This is a genomic window from Providencia sp. PROV048 (genome assembly GCF_033688165.1).
GTDB classification, from domain to species: domain Bacteria; phylum Pseudomonadota; class Gammaproteobacteria; order Enterobacterales; family Enterobacteriaceae; genus Providencia; species Providencia hangzhouensis.
Map to the genome: position 1 here is coordinate 270,802 of NZ_CP096360.1, position 17,206 is coordinate 288,007.

The window sequence follows — 17,206 nt, forward strand, 5'->3', positions numbered from 1 at the left end:
CTCCTTATTATCGGCAAACAGCGGTTGTTTTATATAACCCCATATAATTCGATATACCTGCTAAGTTATAATTTACTTGGCATTGTTGTTTATCGTTATATTGAATAATAAAATTGCCATTTTCAGCTAAGCCAGATAAATAAATTTCGCCATCATTGCCCACTATATTATTTAGCTGAGGATTATCTTTAAAGATCGCCTGAGCACCAAAAGGTACGGGGTTACCATCAGCAAAGGTTAATATCATGATGGCTCGGTACCCGACATTCGCCGCAAAACTAGCTTTCACCAGAGCACCGCGACTTGGAGCAACACTTTGGCTGGTTAACTCCATTTCTGTATTTTCAGGTAGTTCAGAGGTGTCAATATCAATCACATTTTTGCGATAAGCAGTGACATAAGGTACGAGCGCATAACCTTGGTTATTAGTAACAACCCCAGCTTGGTTTAATACTGGTACATCACCTGCATCTGGGATTTCAACAATCGCTGCGGTTTCCCCTAATTGTTGGCCGAGTACAAGGCCGCCAGAGTGAGCCACTAAGCTACCATTCACCCCGTAATAAAGGTTATAGTTGTCTTTGCTATAGCCAGTGCCGCCTGAAACTTCACCATATTGGCCTTTATAAGAGGCGTTCATATTGCCGCTCGTACCTTGTTCTTGAGTGGTGAAACCCTGCTGCATACTCCAATTTAAGCGGTTATTGAGTTGTGAAGCGGAAAGCCCAATGCTGCCTGTGCTTGGGCCGTTGCTGCTACTATTACTGTTAAAGTTGTAATAGAAGGTGTTATCAAACACGGTAAATGGCACACTGACCGAAAACGCTAATTGATGGTCATCTTCACTTTTCGTGCGGCTACCGGAAGTGTATGAGTAGCTATTGGTATTTTTGTTATAGGTATAATTCAAACTATAACTGATGCCTTGCCAGCTGTTGTTGTAACCCACGGTAGCAGATTGTGTTTTACGGTCACTATTCCAGTAGTCTTCATTGATGTAGCCGACAGAGATTGAACCAAAGTTATCCCCTAAGTTTTGGCTGAGGGTGATTTCACCGCGATTACGGCGTCGTTCAATTTCTGGAGCATAGTTTGTATTTCTATAACCATCAAAGACTTCCGCTAAACTATAAAAACCTTTAGTGGAATAGCGGTAACCCGCTAATGCGATATTCGTACCAATATCGTTGATATTTTTGTTATAGCGGAAGCGGTATGATTGACCTTTCTCCTTAACATCATTACTTAGCGTTGAATTTGCATGAGTAACGTCAATGGATAATGCACCAAATCGCCCAAGGTTTTGGCCTGCACCGATTGAGTAAGATTGGTAATACTCACTCACTTGGCTACCACCATAAGCGGTAATACCATATGGTAGACCATAGATTAAGGTAAATTGGCCAAATTTTGTTTTATCAATGCTACTGTCATAAGCGCGGTATTCCCCGCCCGTTACGCTATAAGAAAAATATCCTTCACGTTGCAATACAGGTAATGAAGCAAAAGGAACAATTTGATATTGCTCGCTACCGTTGGATTCTTTTATGGTGACATGCAAATCTCCGCTTCCCCCTGTTGGATATAAGTCATTGATTTCAAAAGGGCCCGCAGCCACCTCGGTTTGGTAGATAATGTAACCATTTTGGCGGATCGTCACCTGTGCGTTGCTACGAGCAATCCCACGTACAACGGGTGCATATCCGCGCAAACTTTCAGGGGACATATCATCATCTGTCGCAAGCTGAGCTCCGCGAAATGGCACGCTATCAAAAACCATCGAAGGTGAGACACTATCCCCCAAGGTTAACTGACTTTTGATACTATTTATGCCACGTGATGCATAGGTATAAATGGTGTCCCATTTACCGGATTGGTCGGTACTACTTGACCATGTTGTGTAATTGCGTAGCCGCCATGCTCCAATATTTAAGCCAGGTCTTAAATTTACATAATGGGATGTGTTATCCGAGCCACTACTTTTACGATCGTAATTCTTAGAGCCGTTATAGCTATAATTTAATAGCAGTGCGTTGATCCCATTATCGATATTGGCTAAGTCAACGTAACCCCTTGGGTTTCTATCCAATGCGATTTGGGGGATGCTTAAATATAAACGTTGAGAATCAAACTCAAAATTACTTGTGGCATCAGGGATCGCTGCAAGGTTTACACAGTGACTTCCTGCGGTTTGTAATTCAGGGTATTCCGCTGTTTTGATACCAAACTCTTTAATGTCAGCAAGTGATAAACATGGAACTAATTGGTTACGGCTATTTTTTTCAAATTTAAGATTTTTAGCACCAATTAAGTTGGTGTTGACATAAATATCAACATAGTAGTCACCGGCTAATTGCTCATTATTCTCGAACTGTGACAAATCAACCGAATCTTTATTCGGTAGCTCTAAAAAGTCAGGATCAAAGTAGACATTATTTTCTGTTTTTTCTTCAGCATATAGCGATGCGGTATAGCCTAAATATAATAGTAGGCCTAGAGATATTTTATTTATTTTCATGATAAAGCCCAACTTATTTTATAGTTTTATATTTTCTTTTTGAGTGCTTCTGGTGCTGCACCATAATCATTAATAACTTCCCATTTAATTGTTCCATTAGTATTTGAGTTATTAACCTCAAAAGTCGCACTTGAGAAAGGTGCAGCATAAGAAACATCATTAGCCTTTGTTCCGTTAAAGCTGATGCTCTGGAAATTCATAAAATAAGGTGTTGGGTTTTTAACCGTAATTTTATTTCCAGATTTAGACCACACTAATTTTTTTTGCTCTTCAATAAAATTAACATCTTTTAATGCTTTAGGGCGATAAATTAATTTCATTTGTGTTTTGAAGGCAATTTGTAATGAGTTTTCTGTTCTTTCTGTTGCTGGAATAGTTTTTATATTTAACCAGAACAATGACTCTCTATCATTAGGTAATTTATTTTCTGTTAAAAATATTCTAAGCGCATTAGTTCTATCTGAATTTAGCCTAAATAATGGTGGTGTGATAGAAAAATCAGACTGTTTTTTTTCATCTATATTATCTATCCAAGATTGAATCAAATAAGGGATTTTATCTGGATTTTCTACGCTGATGCTGACATCTTTGTTTCCCTCATTATAAATAACACGGGTTCCACCAATTATAACACCAGCATTCGCAGTATTTATTAGCGTAAGTAAGGAAATGAAAATATAGATAATAGATTTCATAATACCACCATTGATTATTATTAGATAAGGCTTAAGTCCTTTTAAACCTTATTTATTACTTAGTTATAATTGATTGTGAAAGTTGCTGTCGCATTTGCAGGACCAGGAGTCACTGTGTCAGACTTAGCAATATAACGTGCTCTGAAATCTAAATTATTTTCCACATTTTGTTGTAATGGATATGCTTTAGAGGCAGTAAATAATGGAACAATTTTATTCGTATCATCAGTAATTTGAATTCCAACGCCAGTTGCAACGCCAGTTTCTTCTTTTAATTTAATAACTTCATCATCACCAATATAAGAATCAGCATCAAATTTTACTGAAGCCGTTGTTACTGTAGCAGGGCAATTAATTAATTTAATCGTAAATTTAGTTGCAGCAGCAGTGCTTCCTGCGTTTGGTAATGCTTTTTTAGATACTTGACCTAAGTTTACTTTTAGTGCATCAGAGCCAGCTGCTAATTCGCATGCTTGGTCGATGATTTCACCTGTAAAGTCGATAGTACCATCTGCTGCTAATGCATTATTAACAGCAAAGATTGAGGTTGCAGCAATTAATGATGCAAGTAAGTTTTTTTTCATTTGTTTTTCTCCAAAAGATAATTATTTATTTTTCATTGAGTAGGTGGAATTACCAATTACTCAATTGGAGAGTATTTTGAAACTATTTTTTAAAATAAACAAGTTTTGTCAAATTTGGTAAAATATAATTAAATTTTAATGTATTTAATTTTTTTAATTAAGTTAACACTGTATGGGAGAGTAATTGAAGCTCTATTTTATCTTAAGGTAAATATATTTTTAGGTGGGATTTTTACTAAAGTGAAATAACGATATAAAACTAAGAATAATTATAAAGTAGGAGATAAGTTTAATTTGTCTCTCATATAGTGATTATTTGGGGTTATAAGACTTTGACACGTCAGACCACATTTGGAGAATGTTTAATTTGTACTATCGTAAAACGAAATAATAGTGTGACTATCGAATTTCGTAGGTCTAAATGTGCTATTTATTTCATTTTTTGAATAAAGAAAGGGTATTGTCATTCAGAAAATGAATGAAAACAGTTAAGTCATTAATCTCGGCTTTCAGAAAATATTAAATTGCCCTTTGAATATTTTCGGTTAAATTCAATTGAGTAGCCTTAATCTTCATTAATTATGCTAAGGCTACATAAGAAGTTTCTTATTTATAGATACGTTTAAGCTACAGTGTTCATTGTTATAAAATTCCTATAAACGACATTATTCTTGTATTAATGCTACTTGTATAAATTGAAATTCTGTTCAGGTGATAATAGGCTTTCTGCCTGCAATATCTTTTTTTTATTTTGTTTATTATTCATTGTATTAATCGGTGTTGGGATAGCAAAGTCAATAATTAACTCTTGAATATCAAGGTCGAATTATTTAATATTAAGATAAGTATGAAGTAATAAATTACTTCGTACATTATCTTAATATGATGGTGAATATTTGAAGCTATTCAATTCCTAATTCTTTTAATTTGCGAGTTAACGTATTTCTTCCCCAGCCTAATAAACGGGCAGCTTCTTGCTTATGGCCATTGGTGTATTTTAACGCGCAATTTAGCATGGTACGTTCAAGTAGGGGGATGGTTTGAGAAAAAAGGTCTTCTTTACCGTCCATTAATGCGTTATCGGTCCACTCTTCAAGTAATTCAAACCACTGAGCTGCAGAAATAGGATTTTGTGATGACAATGATTGTGTTGGCATGGAATCAGCTTGCGATGATTTTACCACTGCATTTTGTTGTGGGTGCTCTTCAAGTAAATCATCGGGCAAATCTTGCGGTAAAATTTCTTGGCTTGCTGCCATCACGGTTAACCAACGGCAAACATTTTCCAATTGGCGAACGTTACCTGACCAATAATAGCGCTGAAGAATTTTTTCGCTGTCAGGGTGGAGAACTTTAGCTTCGACACCGAGTTCTTTTGCCGTATTTTGTAGAAAATAATCGGCGAGACGTGGGATATCTTCAGTGCGTTCACGTAGCGGTGGTAATTGTACTCGAATGACATTTAATCGGTGAAATAAGTCTTCGCGAAATAAGCCTTCTTTAACTCGTTTTTCAAGATCTTGGTGGGTCGCTGCAATAATCCGTACATCCACATTGACTGGGGTATAACCCCCAATACGATAGAATTGGCCTTCAGCCAGAACACGTAACAAGCGAGTTTGTACATCAAGGGGCATATCGCCGATTTCATCTAAAAACAATGACCCATGGTTAGCTTGTTCAAATCGGCCCTGACGTACTTGGGTCGCCCCAGTAAATGCGCCTTTTTCGTGGCCAAATAGCTCAGATTCAATTAAATCTTTGGGAATGGCAGCCATATTTAACGCAATAAAAGGGGCATCGGCACGAGGGCTGTGCTGATGTAACGCATGGGCAACCAGCTCTTTCCCGGTGCCTGACTCACCATTAATAAGCACACTAATAGATGAACGCGATAAACGGCCAATAATGCGATAAACCTCTTGCATCGCTGGTGCTTCCCCGATCATGGTCGAAGAGACTGTAGGGGCAGGCTGCTTAGCTTCACGGCTAGTATGGTTTTGTTCACGGCTATGATTCAGAGCACGTTCGACTAATGCGACGGTTTCATCAATATCGAAAGGCTTTGGTAAGTAATCAAATGCTCCTGATTGGTAGGCATTTACGGCAGCATCAAGGTCAGAGTGTGCTGTCATAATAATAATTGGCAGAAGCGGGTGTGATTGCTTGATGGTATTCAGAAGCTCAATACCATTTGTGCCTGGCATACGGATATCAGATAACAACACATCAGGGAGTGAATTTTCTAATGCGGCGAGTACAGCATCCGCACTGTCAAAGCAGGTGCAAGCGAATTTTGCATTATCTAATGCACGCTCAAGTACCCAACGGATGGAACTATCATCATCAACCACCCAAATTTTTCCCTGCGTCATGGTTATCTCCTATTTCTTAATTGGTAGATAAATGGAAAACTCAGTGTGGCCTGGCCAACTGGTAAATTCGATTTTTCCTGCATGTTGGTCAACTAAACTGCGAGCAATCGATAGGCCAAGCCCTGTGCCATCAGGCCGTCCGCTCACCATGGGATAAAACAATGTATCCTGAATTGCCAATGGAATACCAGGGCCGTTATCTTCAATATCAATACGTGCAGCTAATCGATAACGTTCACCTTGTAGTGTGACTTGAAAAGCCGTTCGTGTACGCAAAGTGATATAGCCTCCCGTTTCGGCGAGAGCTTGCAATGCATTTCGGGTGATATTTAGCAGCACTTGCTCGATTTGGTCTGGGTAATACTCTAATTCGGGCAGGCTTGGGTCATAGTCACGAATTAGTGTTACATTATCGGGCTTTTCTAATGACACCAACCGCGTTACATTTTCCATAATATGATGAATACTTTGCTGTGTTTTCGGCCCCGGATATTGAGGGCCAAGTAGCCGATCAACCAATGCTCGCAAGCGGTCGGCCTGTTCGATAATCACTTGAGTATATTCATTTAATTGTGGGTCAGGCAACGCTTTAGATAGCAATTGCGCAGCGCCTCGCAAACCTCCGAGAGGGTTTTTGATTTCGTGAGCAAGTCCACGGATCAGTTCGCGGGCAGCCAATTGCTGGGCATTCTGTGCGAGTTCTTGGCTCAAACGCCGTTGGCTATCTAATTGTGAAAGCTCAACTAAAATAAATTGCTCTGAAAAAGGCTGTGCGCTGAACGACATCACATGGGAATGGTTATTAAAGACCAAGGTAACTTCATTTTCGGTAAAACTGTGACCGTCTTTTAAACTATTAAGCATGAGTTCATCATTGAGCGAACAATAGCTGAATAGTAGAGGTAGTGGTGTACCGTATAGCTTGCGCTGGCTTTGGGTTAAGATCTGGAGTGCAGCATGGTTGGCGTAATGGATAACCAAGTCGTAATCCAAAATTAGCACGCTATTAATGAGTGAGTCGAGAATATGTTCCGGTGCTGGCAAATGTTCGGTTTTCATGTAATGTTGCTCCTGCACTATTTTGGTGCATTATACCTGATAGACCAAACAACCGATATTTGATTTTTGTTGCGTAAATACGTTAGAGATAAAAGGCCCCATCAAAAGATGGGGCAAGTGCTTCACGGCAACAAAGACTAACAGTGGAACGGCGTGTTACACACTGTAGTACATTTCAAATTCGAGAGGGTGTGGTGCCATACGAACACGTTGAATGTCGGCACGGGTTAATTCGATATACGCATCAATAGCGTCATTCGTGAATACGCCACCACGGGTTAAGAATTCACGGTCTTTATCTAATTCCGCTAATGCTTCGTCTAAAGAGCCAGAAACTGTTGGAATTTCTTTGGCTTCTTCTGGTGGTAAATCATATAAATTTTTGTCCATCGCATCACCAGGGTGGATCTTGTTAATGATGCCATCAAGGCCTGCCATTAACTGAGCCGCAAACGCTAAATATGGGTTAGCTGCTGGGTCTGGGAAGCGAACTTCAATACGGCGTGCTTTAGTGCTCGCAACGACTGGAATACGAATCGAAGCAGAGCGGTTACGTGCAGAATATGCCAACATTACAGGTGCTTCAAAGCCCGGAACTAAGCGTTTGTATGAGTTAGTGGTTGGGTTAGTAAATGCGTTCAGTGCACGTGCATGTTTAATAATACCGCCGATGTAGTACAGCGCCATTTCGGATAAACCGCCATATTTGTCACCTGCAAACAGGTTAACGCCGCCTTTAGATAAAGACATATGGCAGTGCATACCAGAGCCGTTATCGCCCACTAAAGGTTTAGGCATAAAGGTGGCTGTTTTACCGTAGGCATGTGCAACATTGTGAACAACATATTTATAAATTTGAGTTTCATCCGCTTTTTTAGTCATAGTATTAAAGCGGGTCGCAACCTCGTTTTGGCCAGCTGTCGCCACCTCATGGTGGTGAGCTTCAACAACTAAGCCCATCTCTTCCATTGTGGTACACATGGCTGAACGCAAGTCTTGTGATGAATCAACCGGTGGAACAGGGAAGTAACCGCCTTTTACTGCAGGGCGATGGCCTTTATTACCACCTTCGTACTTGGTTCCAGTATTCCATGCCGCTTCGATATCATCAATATGGTAGTAACTACCATGCATGTTATTACCAAAACGAATGTCATCAAAAACGAAAAATTCAGGTTCTGGCCCAAAGAGAACGATATCGGCAATGCCACTTGAGCGCAGAAAATCTTCCGCACGTTTTGAAATTGAACGTGGGTCTCTGTCATAACCTTGCATCGTGCCCGGCTCTAAAATATCGCAGCGAATGATCAACGTGATATCGGCAAAGAACGGGTCTAACATTGCAGTTGATGGGTCTGGCATTAATACCATGTCTGACTCATTGATGCCTTTCCAGCCACCAATAGATGAACCATCAAACATCTGGCCTTCTTCAAAGAAGTCTTCGTCAACTTGATGAGCAGGGATAGTGATGTGTTGCTCTTTACCTTTAGTGTCGGTAAAACGCAGATCAATAAATCTAACATTGTGCTCTTTAATTAACGATAAAACATGTTCAGCGGACATCTCGGCTCTCCTGGTCGGGTCTAATCAACAAATCACAGGCTATCATATTGATAATATGTTTGTTGTTTGTCTGGCGTGTTAGTCATATATAAATAGGTAGCACGCGCTCTATAAATAGATAAGCGAAAAGCGTGCCAACTTTTTAATCATAGTAAATACTGATTGTTACGAAGGAATATCAATCGATTGAGTTAAAAATAGGCATGAATTGCACCGTTTTGGTGCTTCTTGTTGGGTGTTTGCACTATTTTGGTGCTTTGAGTGAATTTGGGGGCTATCGGTGGGATTTCAAATAAAAAATCAGCACTGTGCTCTGTTAAAGCGCAATGCTGATGAAATCTAAAAGAAATGAGGTTATTTAATCTCAAGCAGCTGCATTAATCTTCATCGCTATTGGTTAATAACGTATTTACTTCTTCAATTTGTTTTACTGCATCATTGATAATGGAAGCTATTTGGCGAGTCTGTTCTTCATTTAGCTGTTTTAAAACCATTTTGTGACGTAATAAAGCTTTAAAGCGACTGACTGCCACCTCAATGTCTTCTGCTAAATTACTGCCTTGTTGCATATCACGTGCTTTTGCCAGCTTACGAGCAATAACCGCTTCAATTTCTTTATTTTGAGCTAGATGGGCAGAGCCTTCAGGTGTAATCGTAAAACTTTTGCGATTGCGTTCAACAATCTGAGACTCCAAGAAACCTTGTTCTTCAAGCAGTGTTAGCGTTGGGTAAATAACCCCCGGGCTAGGAACATACAAGCCATTTGAGGCTTCTTGAATATCTTTGATAATTTCGTAGCCATAGCTTGGTTTTTTAGCGACTAACGAAAGTACCATTATATGAAGATCGCCATGGTCGAATAAACGACGCAGGCCTTTGCCTCTTCCGCGGCCTCTTTGGCGGCCTTCGCCGTGGCAGCGTTCACCGTGTCCGTGACCATGACGGCCTTCGCCGTGGCAGTGTTCACTGTGTCCGTGACCATGACGGCCTTCGCCGTGGCAGTGTTCACTGTGTCCGTGACCATGACGGCCTTCGCCGTGACAGCGTTCACTGTGTCCGTGACCATGACGGCCTTCGCCGTGACAGCGTTCACTGTGTCCATGGCCATGACGGCCTTCATTGTGGCAACATCCACCGTGGTGGCCACGTTGATTTTCATCGTGGTGTGCATAATATACATGACGACAAGATTTAATTAGCATATAGTTACTCCTTAGCGTGTAACTTTAGATATATCGAATTTATTTTATGGGTTTACTATATTTAGATATATCTAAATAGTCAATTTAGATATATCTAAATAACGCAAAAAGATATTTAAACTGGCAGTTAAGAAAGAAAGTCTATTTTTTGTTCTTTTTTTGGGCTGCTAATATTAAGTTTTTAGCGTATTATTCTGTCACTTCGTGATTTCACAGTGCTGATAGGCCTATTTTTATTAGGTATTTTGGCTCAATCTCGCAACTGAATGTTTTTTCGTTAAAAACTTTTTATACAGTGATGGGTTTCACATTTATTCCACTTGTGCGGAAAAACGTGTAAAATAACAGCAAATTAACGTAGAAAGTATGCTTTGGGTGTAAATAACGGCTCAGTAAGCATATTCCTTTCCTGTCAATTAAACGGTAAAAATCCTTGTCAATTCAAAATTTAAGAAACATCGCCATCATCGCTCACGTTGACCATGGCAAGACCACACTGGTTGGTAAATTATTGCAGCAATCAGGCACGTTCGGTGAACGTGAAACTGTTGATGAGCGTGTTATGGACTCCAATGACTTGGAGAAAGAGCGTGGTATTACTATCCTTGCTAAAAATACCGCTATCCAATGGAATGGTTATCATATCAATATCGTAGACACCCCAGGTCACGCCGATTTCGGTGGTGAGGTTGAGCGCGTTATGTCTATGGTTGACTGCGTACTGCTGGTTGTTGATGCGATGGATGGGCCAATGCCACAAACTCGTTTCGTAACGCAAAAAGCGTTCGACCACGGTTTACGTCCTATTGTTGTTATCAATAAAGTTGACCGCCCAGGCGCACGCCCTGATTGGGTTGTTGACCAAGTATTCGACTTATTCGTGAACTTAGGTGCAACGGATGAGCAACTCGATTTCCCTATTGTTTATGCATCTGCATTAAACGGTATCGCAGGCCTTGACCACGAAAACATGGCTGAAGACATGACTCCACTGTATGAAGCGATTGTGGAACATGTTGCACCACCAGCAGTGGATATCGATGGCCCATTCCAAATGCAAGTTTCGCAATTGGATTACAACAGCTATTTAGGTGTTATCGGTATCGGCCGTATCAAACGTGGTGTTGTTAAGCCTAACCAACAAGTAACAGTTATCGATAGCGAAGGTAAAACTCGTAACGGTAAAATTGGTAAAGTTCTGACTCACTTAGGTTTAGAGCGTATTGATTCACAACAAGCTGAAGCGGGTGATATCGTTGCTCTGACAGGTTTAGGTGAACTGAACATTTCTGACACCATTTGCCAAGTCGGTAGCGTTGAAGCATTGCCTGCGTTAGCGGTTGATGAGCCAACAGTTAGCATGTTCTATTGTGTTAATACCTCACCATTCTGCGGTAAAGAAGGTAAATTCGTGACTTCACGTCAGATCCTTGACCGCTTGAATAAAGAATTGGTTCACAACGTTGCACTGCGTGTTGAAGAAACTCAAGATCCAGACGCATTCCGCGTTTCTGGTCGTGGTGAGCTTCATTTATCTGTTCTGATTGAAAACATGCGTCGTGAAGGTTTCGAATTAGCAGTATCGCGTCCAAAAGTTATCATTCGTGAAATCGATGGCCGTAAACAAGAGCCATTTGAACAAGTGACTTTAGACGTTGAAGAACAGCACCAAGGCGACATCATGAAAGCTTTAGGTGAACGTAAAGGTGACCTGCGCGACATGATGCCAGACGGTAAAGGCCGCGTACGTCTTGACTACGTGATCCCAAGCCGTGGTCTGATTGGCTTCCGTACTGAATTCATGACAATGACATCAGGTACGGGTTTACTGTATTCAACATTCAGTCATTACGACGATGTTCGCCCAGGTGAAATCGGTGGCCGTCAAAACGGCGTTCTGATCTCCAATGGTCAAGGTAAAGCGGTTGCTTATGCGCTATACAGCCTGCAAGACCGCGGTAAGCTGTTCTTAGGTCACGGTGCTGAAGTGTATGAAGGTCAAATCATCGGTATTCACTCACGTTCTAACGACTTAACCGTTAACTGCTTAACCGGTAAAAAACTGACTAACATGCGTGCATCAGGTACTGACGAAGCAACAACGCTGTCACCTCCAATCAAAATGACTCTGGAACAAGCACTTGAGTTCATTGATGATGACGAGTTAGTTGAAGTGACTCCGCAGTCCATTCGTCTGCGTAAACGTCACTTGACTGAGAACGATCGCCGTCGTGCAAACCGTTCTAAAGAAGACTAATTATCGTTACGTGATGTTGTTCATTACGTCATTGTAGTTATGCAGTAAGGCGCCGAAAGGCGCCTTACTTATTTATAAGGTTTATAATGACTTGTCTTTTTTCATAAAATACAGCGACGAAATAAACAGTCCGATAATTAAAGGAACTTCGTATAATTCTTCGATAAGGCTTTGTAGTTCAGAATGATATAGAAAAACTGAACTAAGAAATCTATGGTGTTCAACACTATCTGAAATCACAAAAGCGCACAGGGTCAGTAGTAGGCTCCAAAGTGGAATAGCTGTGTTTTTTAGGTGAAAAATAATACTTTTTCTTAATGAAGAAGCAAATAGCATCAAAACTAAACTGCCAATCAAGATGATAGAAATTAGCCTGAAGTAAGAGTGGTCTAGGTAAGGAAAAAACTCACGTCCCCAATTTACTCCTCTGCCAAATAATGTTACCCACCAGATAGTTGCCCACACCCAAAATAATTTCATTCCCTGACTTTTTTGTTGTAACGGTTTCATATAAAACCAAGTGAAAATGGCACTGATAATGAGAATAATAGATTGAAAATATTCAATAATTTTTGTTGTGAGGTCGATATTAAAATTCAGGGGGATAGTATTAAATAATGGAATTAAAAATAAGCTTCCCCATAGAATAGCAATCGGCCAAGAGATTGTTTTATCTATTTTCATAGTATGACTTTTATATTTTAAGATTTATTTATTACTGATATCGGATAGATATCAGCTCACATTGCTTGTGGCATGACTTGCTACGTAAAAACTATTATGCAAAAAGCGTATGGAGGGACTTAACATTTAGTATCAAAAATCGATAGTGCTGTGTGAAATAGCACCTTTGGGATAAAAAGCGTTTTCTCATTAATGGAACAAATCGTCTGGTTTGTTGTTCATTAATTGCGCTAAGTGTGGATTGCTTAATCGATAAATTGACAAAATAACGTGAATTATCACTAATTAGGGCTGTTCAGTTGCGTGAATAATGATTAAAGTAAATTTAGTGAATAACAATGAGGAAAATTTATGCTGTATATCTTCGATATGGGTAATGTGATTATTGATATCGACTTTAATCGTGTATTTGATAAATGGTCTGAACTCAGTGGTACACCAAGTGAAGAGATCAAATCACGGTTTACTTTTGGTAATATCTTTCAATTACATGAGTGTGGAAAAATTTCAGACATCGAGTTTGCTGAGCTGCTTTGTGAAGAAATGGACATCACTCTAAGCTTTGAAGACTTTGCTGAAGGCTGGCACGCTATTTTTATTTCGTTAAGACCTGAAGTCATTGATATTATGGAACGCCTGCGTGAGCAAGGGCACCGAGTGGTGGTTTTATCGAATACCAACCGTCTACATCTAGACTACTGGCCAGCACACTACCCAGAAATTGCAGCCTCCTCCGATTTCCTATATCTGTCCCAAGATTTAGGCATGCGTAAGCCTGATCCTGAAATCTACAAATATGTACTGCAATCAGAAGAGTTTGATGCTGCAGATGCTATTTTCTTTGATGATGTCGAAGAAAATGTAAAAGCCGCAGAAGCCCTTGGTATTCGTAGTATTCATGTTGTGGATAAAGACACCATTCCTGAATATTTCCGCACTTACGATTTTAGTGCAGAAGTTGAATAACATCCTGATTTTATAGTGGGGCAACGGCTAACGTTGCTCCATCTTTTTGTAAAGAGTCATCATGATTGCATTAATCCAGAGAGTCACTCAAGCGAGTGTGGTTGTTGAACAGAAAATAGTAGGGCAAATAAATACTGGGTTGTTGGTTTTACTTGGTGTTGAAAAAGATGATGATGAGCAGAAAGCCAAGCGTTTGTGTGAAAAAGTATTAGGCTACCGTATTTTTAGCGATGAACAAGGAAAAATGAATCTCAACGTTCAGCAAGCGGGAGGTAGCCTATTGGTGGTTTCTCAATTTACTTTAGCTGCTGACACCAAAAAAGGTATGCGGCCTAGCTTTTCAGGGGGAGCAGAGCCTGAAAGAGCAGATGCTTTGTACCAATACTTCGTTGAACAAAGCCGGCTACAAGGGATTGAAACACAAACGGGGGAATTTGCTGCTGATATGCAAGTAAATTTAACCAATGATGGCCCTGTTACCTTCTGGCTACAAGTGTGAAGCCATTTTTAAAGGGGGAAGCGATGTACCATTTACGTACACCGAAAGATGATATTGAATTCGCAACTTATTACCATTTTCGCTGGGAAATGTTGCGAAAACCGTTTAATCAGCCCCTTGGTTCAGAAAAAGATGGATATGATTTAACCGCACACCATCAAATGGTTGTGGATGATAAAAACCGTATCCTTGCCATTGGCCGCTTATATATCAATGCAGATAATGAGGGGGCTATCCGTTTTTTAGCCGTTAACCCTGCCATGCAAGGTAAAGGACTCGGCAAATTAATTATCATGGCTCTCGAATCCGTTGCGCGGCAAGAAGGCGTAAAACGCATTGTGTCGAGCGTTCGTGAAGAAGCCGTCCCCTTTTTCGACAAAATGGGTTTTGAGAACCGTGGCCAAGTCGCTGGGCAGTTAAAAACGCCTGTACGCCACTATTTGATGATTAAACCCATTGAGACGCTAGATCAAATTCTACATCGTCCCGATTGGTGTGGTGAGCTACAACAAGCGTGGTATAAGTACATTCCATTGAGTGAGAAAATGGGGGTTCGAGTTGACCAATACACAGGAACTCGTTTTATTACCGCCATGCCGGAAGCGGGCAACCAAAATCCTCATGAAACGATATTTGCAGGAAGCCAATTTTCATTAGCTACCTTGACGGGATGGGGGCTGATTTGGTTGTTAATGCAAGAACACCAGCTTGGTGGCGATATTGTGTTGGTCGATGCCAGTATTCGTTATGGTAAGCCCGTGAGCGGCAGGCCGACAGCGACAGCGGACTTAGCAAATATGAGCGGTGACCTTGACCGTTTAGCGCGCGGCAGTAAAGCGCGGGTAAAGCTGAAAGTCGAGGTTAGTAACCCTGATGGCAAAGTGGGCGCAGTATTCAGCGGTGTCTATATGGTGCTACCTGTAGCGCCAGTAAAGTAATGTTGTTCATTGAAAATTAAAAGATAAAGGCAGGTATGATTGACCTGCCTTTTGTATTTCTATGGATTAGTAGTTTTTATGGATTACTAAGTGCGGGGAGCGGCTCTACTAATGAAGGCTCGGTAGGCTGTAAATCGGCTTCGGACTCTACTGAAGAAGTGACAACCCCATTAACAACGGTACGGAATAGGCGTTTGCCTTGCAATGGGACTGCCATCAACTCCCCATTCAAACTTTTTGCCACTGATGGGGCGAGTAAGTCCCCTTGTAATGTCGCATCAAAGTCACCGATAACTTGAGCTGGGAAGCCTGCCCAACCCCATTGGTTTAAATCGACGAGGTCAATATTAGAACCTGATGCCCTGAGTAAGAAGGGGACTTTTTTGGGCTCTTGTTTTACCAGCAAGCCAACCTTACTGATGCCTTTATCGGTACTGACTGTTAAGCTCGCAGCGGCTGAGGACTTACCACTTTGACGCACTTCAATAAACGGGCGGCGTACAAGAACTTGGTTAATTGTGCCGCTATCTGCAGTGAATGTCGCTTTACCGCTCCAAATTCCCCATTGTTTTTGTTTGATTAAATCAACATTCTCAATATTGCCGCTTAATGCCGTCAACTCGAAAGGAAATTGCGGCTGGATATTCATCAAAAGTGATTGGGAAAGAGTAAATTTCTTAATATTTAAACCGAACAACCACGCTGGTGTTGGTTGCGCGAAGAAGGGCAACCAATTTTCAGGTAAGGTATATAAGATACCCGCGAGTTTACCTTCATCGATAGTGAGTACTTGATTATTGCGCTGCCAAGAACCACTGAGGTTAAAGACGCCTTTATTATAGTAACCGGATAACTTATTGATATTCAGGCTGTCACCGTTAATTTTTAGATCACCAATTAAGGTACTGAGTTGCTGGTCTTTTACGACAAATTGGTCAACATTAAAACGAATGTTGCTTTCGGAACTAGTCCAGCTCCCTCTCACGAAGCTGAGTTGGTCAATTTCGGTGCTTAGGCCAGAGAGTGCCCAATCCTTCCCTTGGATATCAATGTTGGTTAACTCTACTTTTTTGATCTGCAATGATTTTTCACTCGTTATTGCATCAAATAGTGAATCGAAATCAACTTTATTTTCCCAGCCGACTTTATTCATGGTGAGGGAATCTACCGTGATAGTGCCATCCTTAAGTACCTTCCCAGCCCCCGCAATATAGCCATTATTTAGGTAGGCACTTGCTTGACTTATTTCTGTTCCTTGCTGCTGCAATTTACCGGTAATGGCAACATTCTTGAATGAAAGGTCATTAAATTTTAATTGGTTAGCGGTAAATCGAAAATCACCGTAACCAAAAGGGGAGCTTTCAGCGGGTTTCCAAGGGGTAATTCCCCCCGTGAAGCCAGTGACTTGCACAGTATCATTATCTTTTTTAAGCGTGATTTGGCTATTTTCAAATTGCAAAATATTCGCGGAAATAGGTAGCAGTATCGTATCAGGTGTGACAGTTGTCGATAATGTTCCTTGAGTAATAACCAAACGTTTAATTGCCGTACCGCTAAATAGATTTCGCCAATTAACATCAAGCACGATTTGCCGTGAGTCTAAAGAGAGGTCACTGTTTTTATTCGCTAATTTGACATCTTGGAAAATGAATTCACCGGGGTTAGAAAATTCATGTCCCATAATTCCCACATCAATATCATAGTCAGTGAACTTACTTAAAAATTGACTGGTGTAGGATGCACCCCAACGGGTTTGCAGCCCGATATAAGTAAAAATAAACAATAGCAGCAGTAACAGAAGTGCATAGGTAGTAAGTTTGATTAACCATTTCACAGTTTACTGCTCCTTTGGCTTGTTGACGA

13 protein-coding genes are annotated in these 17,206 nt (G+C 40.6%); 4 read left to right on the forward strand and 9 right to left on the reverse strand.

The annotated features are described in order from the left end of the window. Positions 1 to 7 precede the first annotated feature (7 nt). The 7 genes from M1F26_RS01220 to M1F26_RS01250 form a co-directional block, all read right to left on the reverse strand. Positions 8 to 2,518 carry a fimbria/pilus outer membrane usher protein gene (locus tag M1F26_RS01220; protein ID WP_140171989.1) on the reverse strand — a complete coding sequence of 837 codons (2,511 nt, stop codon included), beginning with the start codon at positions 2,516 to 2,518 and terminating at the stop codon, positions 8 to 10. 26 nt (positions 2,519 to 2,544) lie between these two features. Further along, on the reverse strand, positions 2,545 to 3,213 hold the full coding sequence (locus tag M1F26_RS01225; RefSeq protein WP_140171990.1) for a molecular chaperone: 669 nt from the start codon (positions 3,211 to 3,213) through the stop codon (positions 2,545 to 2,547). Between the two features lie 59 nt (positions 3,214 to 3,272). After that, positions 3,273 to 3,797 carry a fimbrial protein gene (locus M1F26_RS01230; protein WP_094960816.1) on the reverse strand — a complete coding sequence of 175 codons (525 nt, stop codon included), beginning with the start codon at positions 3,795 to 3,797 and terminating at the stop codon, positions 3,273 to 3,275. A gap of 902 nt (positions 3,798 to 4,699) precedes the next feature. After that, positions 4,700 to 6,172, reverse strand: a complete 1,473-nt coding sequence (glnG, locus tag M1F26_RS01235; protein WP_094960810.1) for a nitrogen regulation protein NR(I) — start codon at positions 6,170 to 6,172, stop codon at positions 4,700 to 4,702. Between the two features lie 9 nt (positions 6,173 to 6,181). After that, entirely contained in the window at positions 6,182 to 7,231 is a 1,050-nt protein-coding gene (gene glnL, locus M1F26_RS01240; RefSeq protein ID WP_004262719.1) for a nitrogen regulation protein NR(II), read from the reverse strand. Positions 7,232 to 7,387: 156 nt separating this feature from the next. Next, on the reverse strand, positions 7,388 to 8,797 hold the full coding sequence (gene glnA / locus M1F26_RS01245) for a glutamate--ammonia ligase (RefSeq protein ID WP_004262716.1): 1,410 nt from the start codon (positions 8,795 to 8,797) through the stop codon (positions 7,388 to 7,390). Between the two features lie 377 nt (positions 8,798 to 9,174). Continuing rightward, the gene (locus tag M1F26_RS01250; protein WP_227528878.1) at positions 9,175 to 9,999 is read right to left on the reverse strand and encodes a PadR family transcriptional regulator; all 825 of its coding nucleotides are present in this window, start codon (positions 9,997 to 9,999) and stop codon (positions 9,175 to 9,177) included. A 433-nt stretch (positions 10,000 to 10,432) separates the two neighbouring features. On the opposite strand from M1F26_RS01250, the gene typA reads away from it, so the two are divergent. Further along, positions 10,433 to 12,256, forward strand: coding sequence for a ribosome-dependent GTPase TypA (gene typA, locus M1F26_RS01255; protein ID WP_004262702.1), 1,824 nt, complete (start codon positions 10,433 to 10,435; stop codon positions 12,254 to 12,256). A gap of 81 nt (positions 12,257 to 12,337) precedes the next feature. On the opposite strand, the gene M1F26_RS01260 is transcribed toward typA, so the two are convergent. After that, complete coding sequence (locus M1F26_RS01260) at positions 12,338 to 12,940, reverse strand: hypothetical protein (protein ID WP_140171991.1); 603 nt, start codon at positions 12,938 to 12,940, stop codon at positions 12,338 to 12,340. Between the two features lie 351 nt (positions 12,941 to 13,291). On the opposite strand from M1F26_RS01260, the gene yihX reads away from it, so the two are divergent. From yihX to fabY, 3 genes are all read left to right on the forward strand, one after another. Further along, positions 13,292 to 13,906 carry a glucose-1-phosphatase gene (yihX, locus tag M1F26_RS01265; RefSeq protein WP_094960806.1) on the forward strand — a complete coding sequence of 205 codons (615 nt, stop codon included), beginning with the start codon at positions 13,292 to 13,294 and terminating at the stop codon, positions 13,904 to 13,906. A 61-nt stretch (positions 13,907 to 13,967) separates the two neighbouring features. Continuing rightward, positions 13,968 to 14,405, forward strand: coding sequence for a D-aminoacyl-tRNA deacylase (gene dtd / locus M1F26_RS01270; protein WP_140171992.1), 438 nt, complete (start codon positions 13,968 to 13,970; stop codon positions 14,403 to 14,405). A 23-nt stretch (positions 14,406 to 14,428) separates the two neighbouring features. Next, complete coding sequence (gene fabY / locus M1F26_RS01275; protein ID WP_140171993.1) at positions 14,429 to 15,343, forward strand: fatty acid biosynthesis protein FabY; 915 nt, start codon at positions 14,429 to 14,431, stop codon at positions 15,341 to 15,343. A gap of 76 nt (positions 15,344 to 15,419) precedes the next feature. On the opposite strand, the gene M1F26_RS01280 is transcribed toward fabY, so the two are convergent. Then, on the reverse strand, positions 15,420 to 17,177 hold the full coding sequence (locus M1F26_RS01280; RefSeq protein WP_140171994.1) for an AsmA family protein: 1,758 nt from the start codon (positions 17,175 to 17,177) through the stop codon (positions 15,420 to 15,422). Positions 17,178 to 17,206 lie beyond the last annotated feature (29 nt).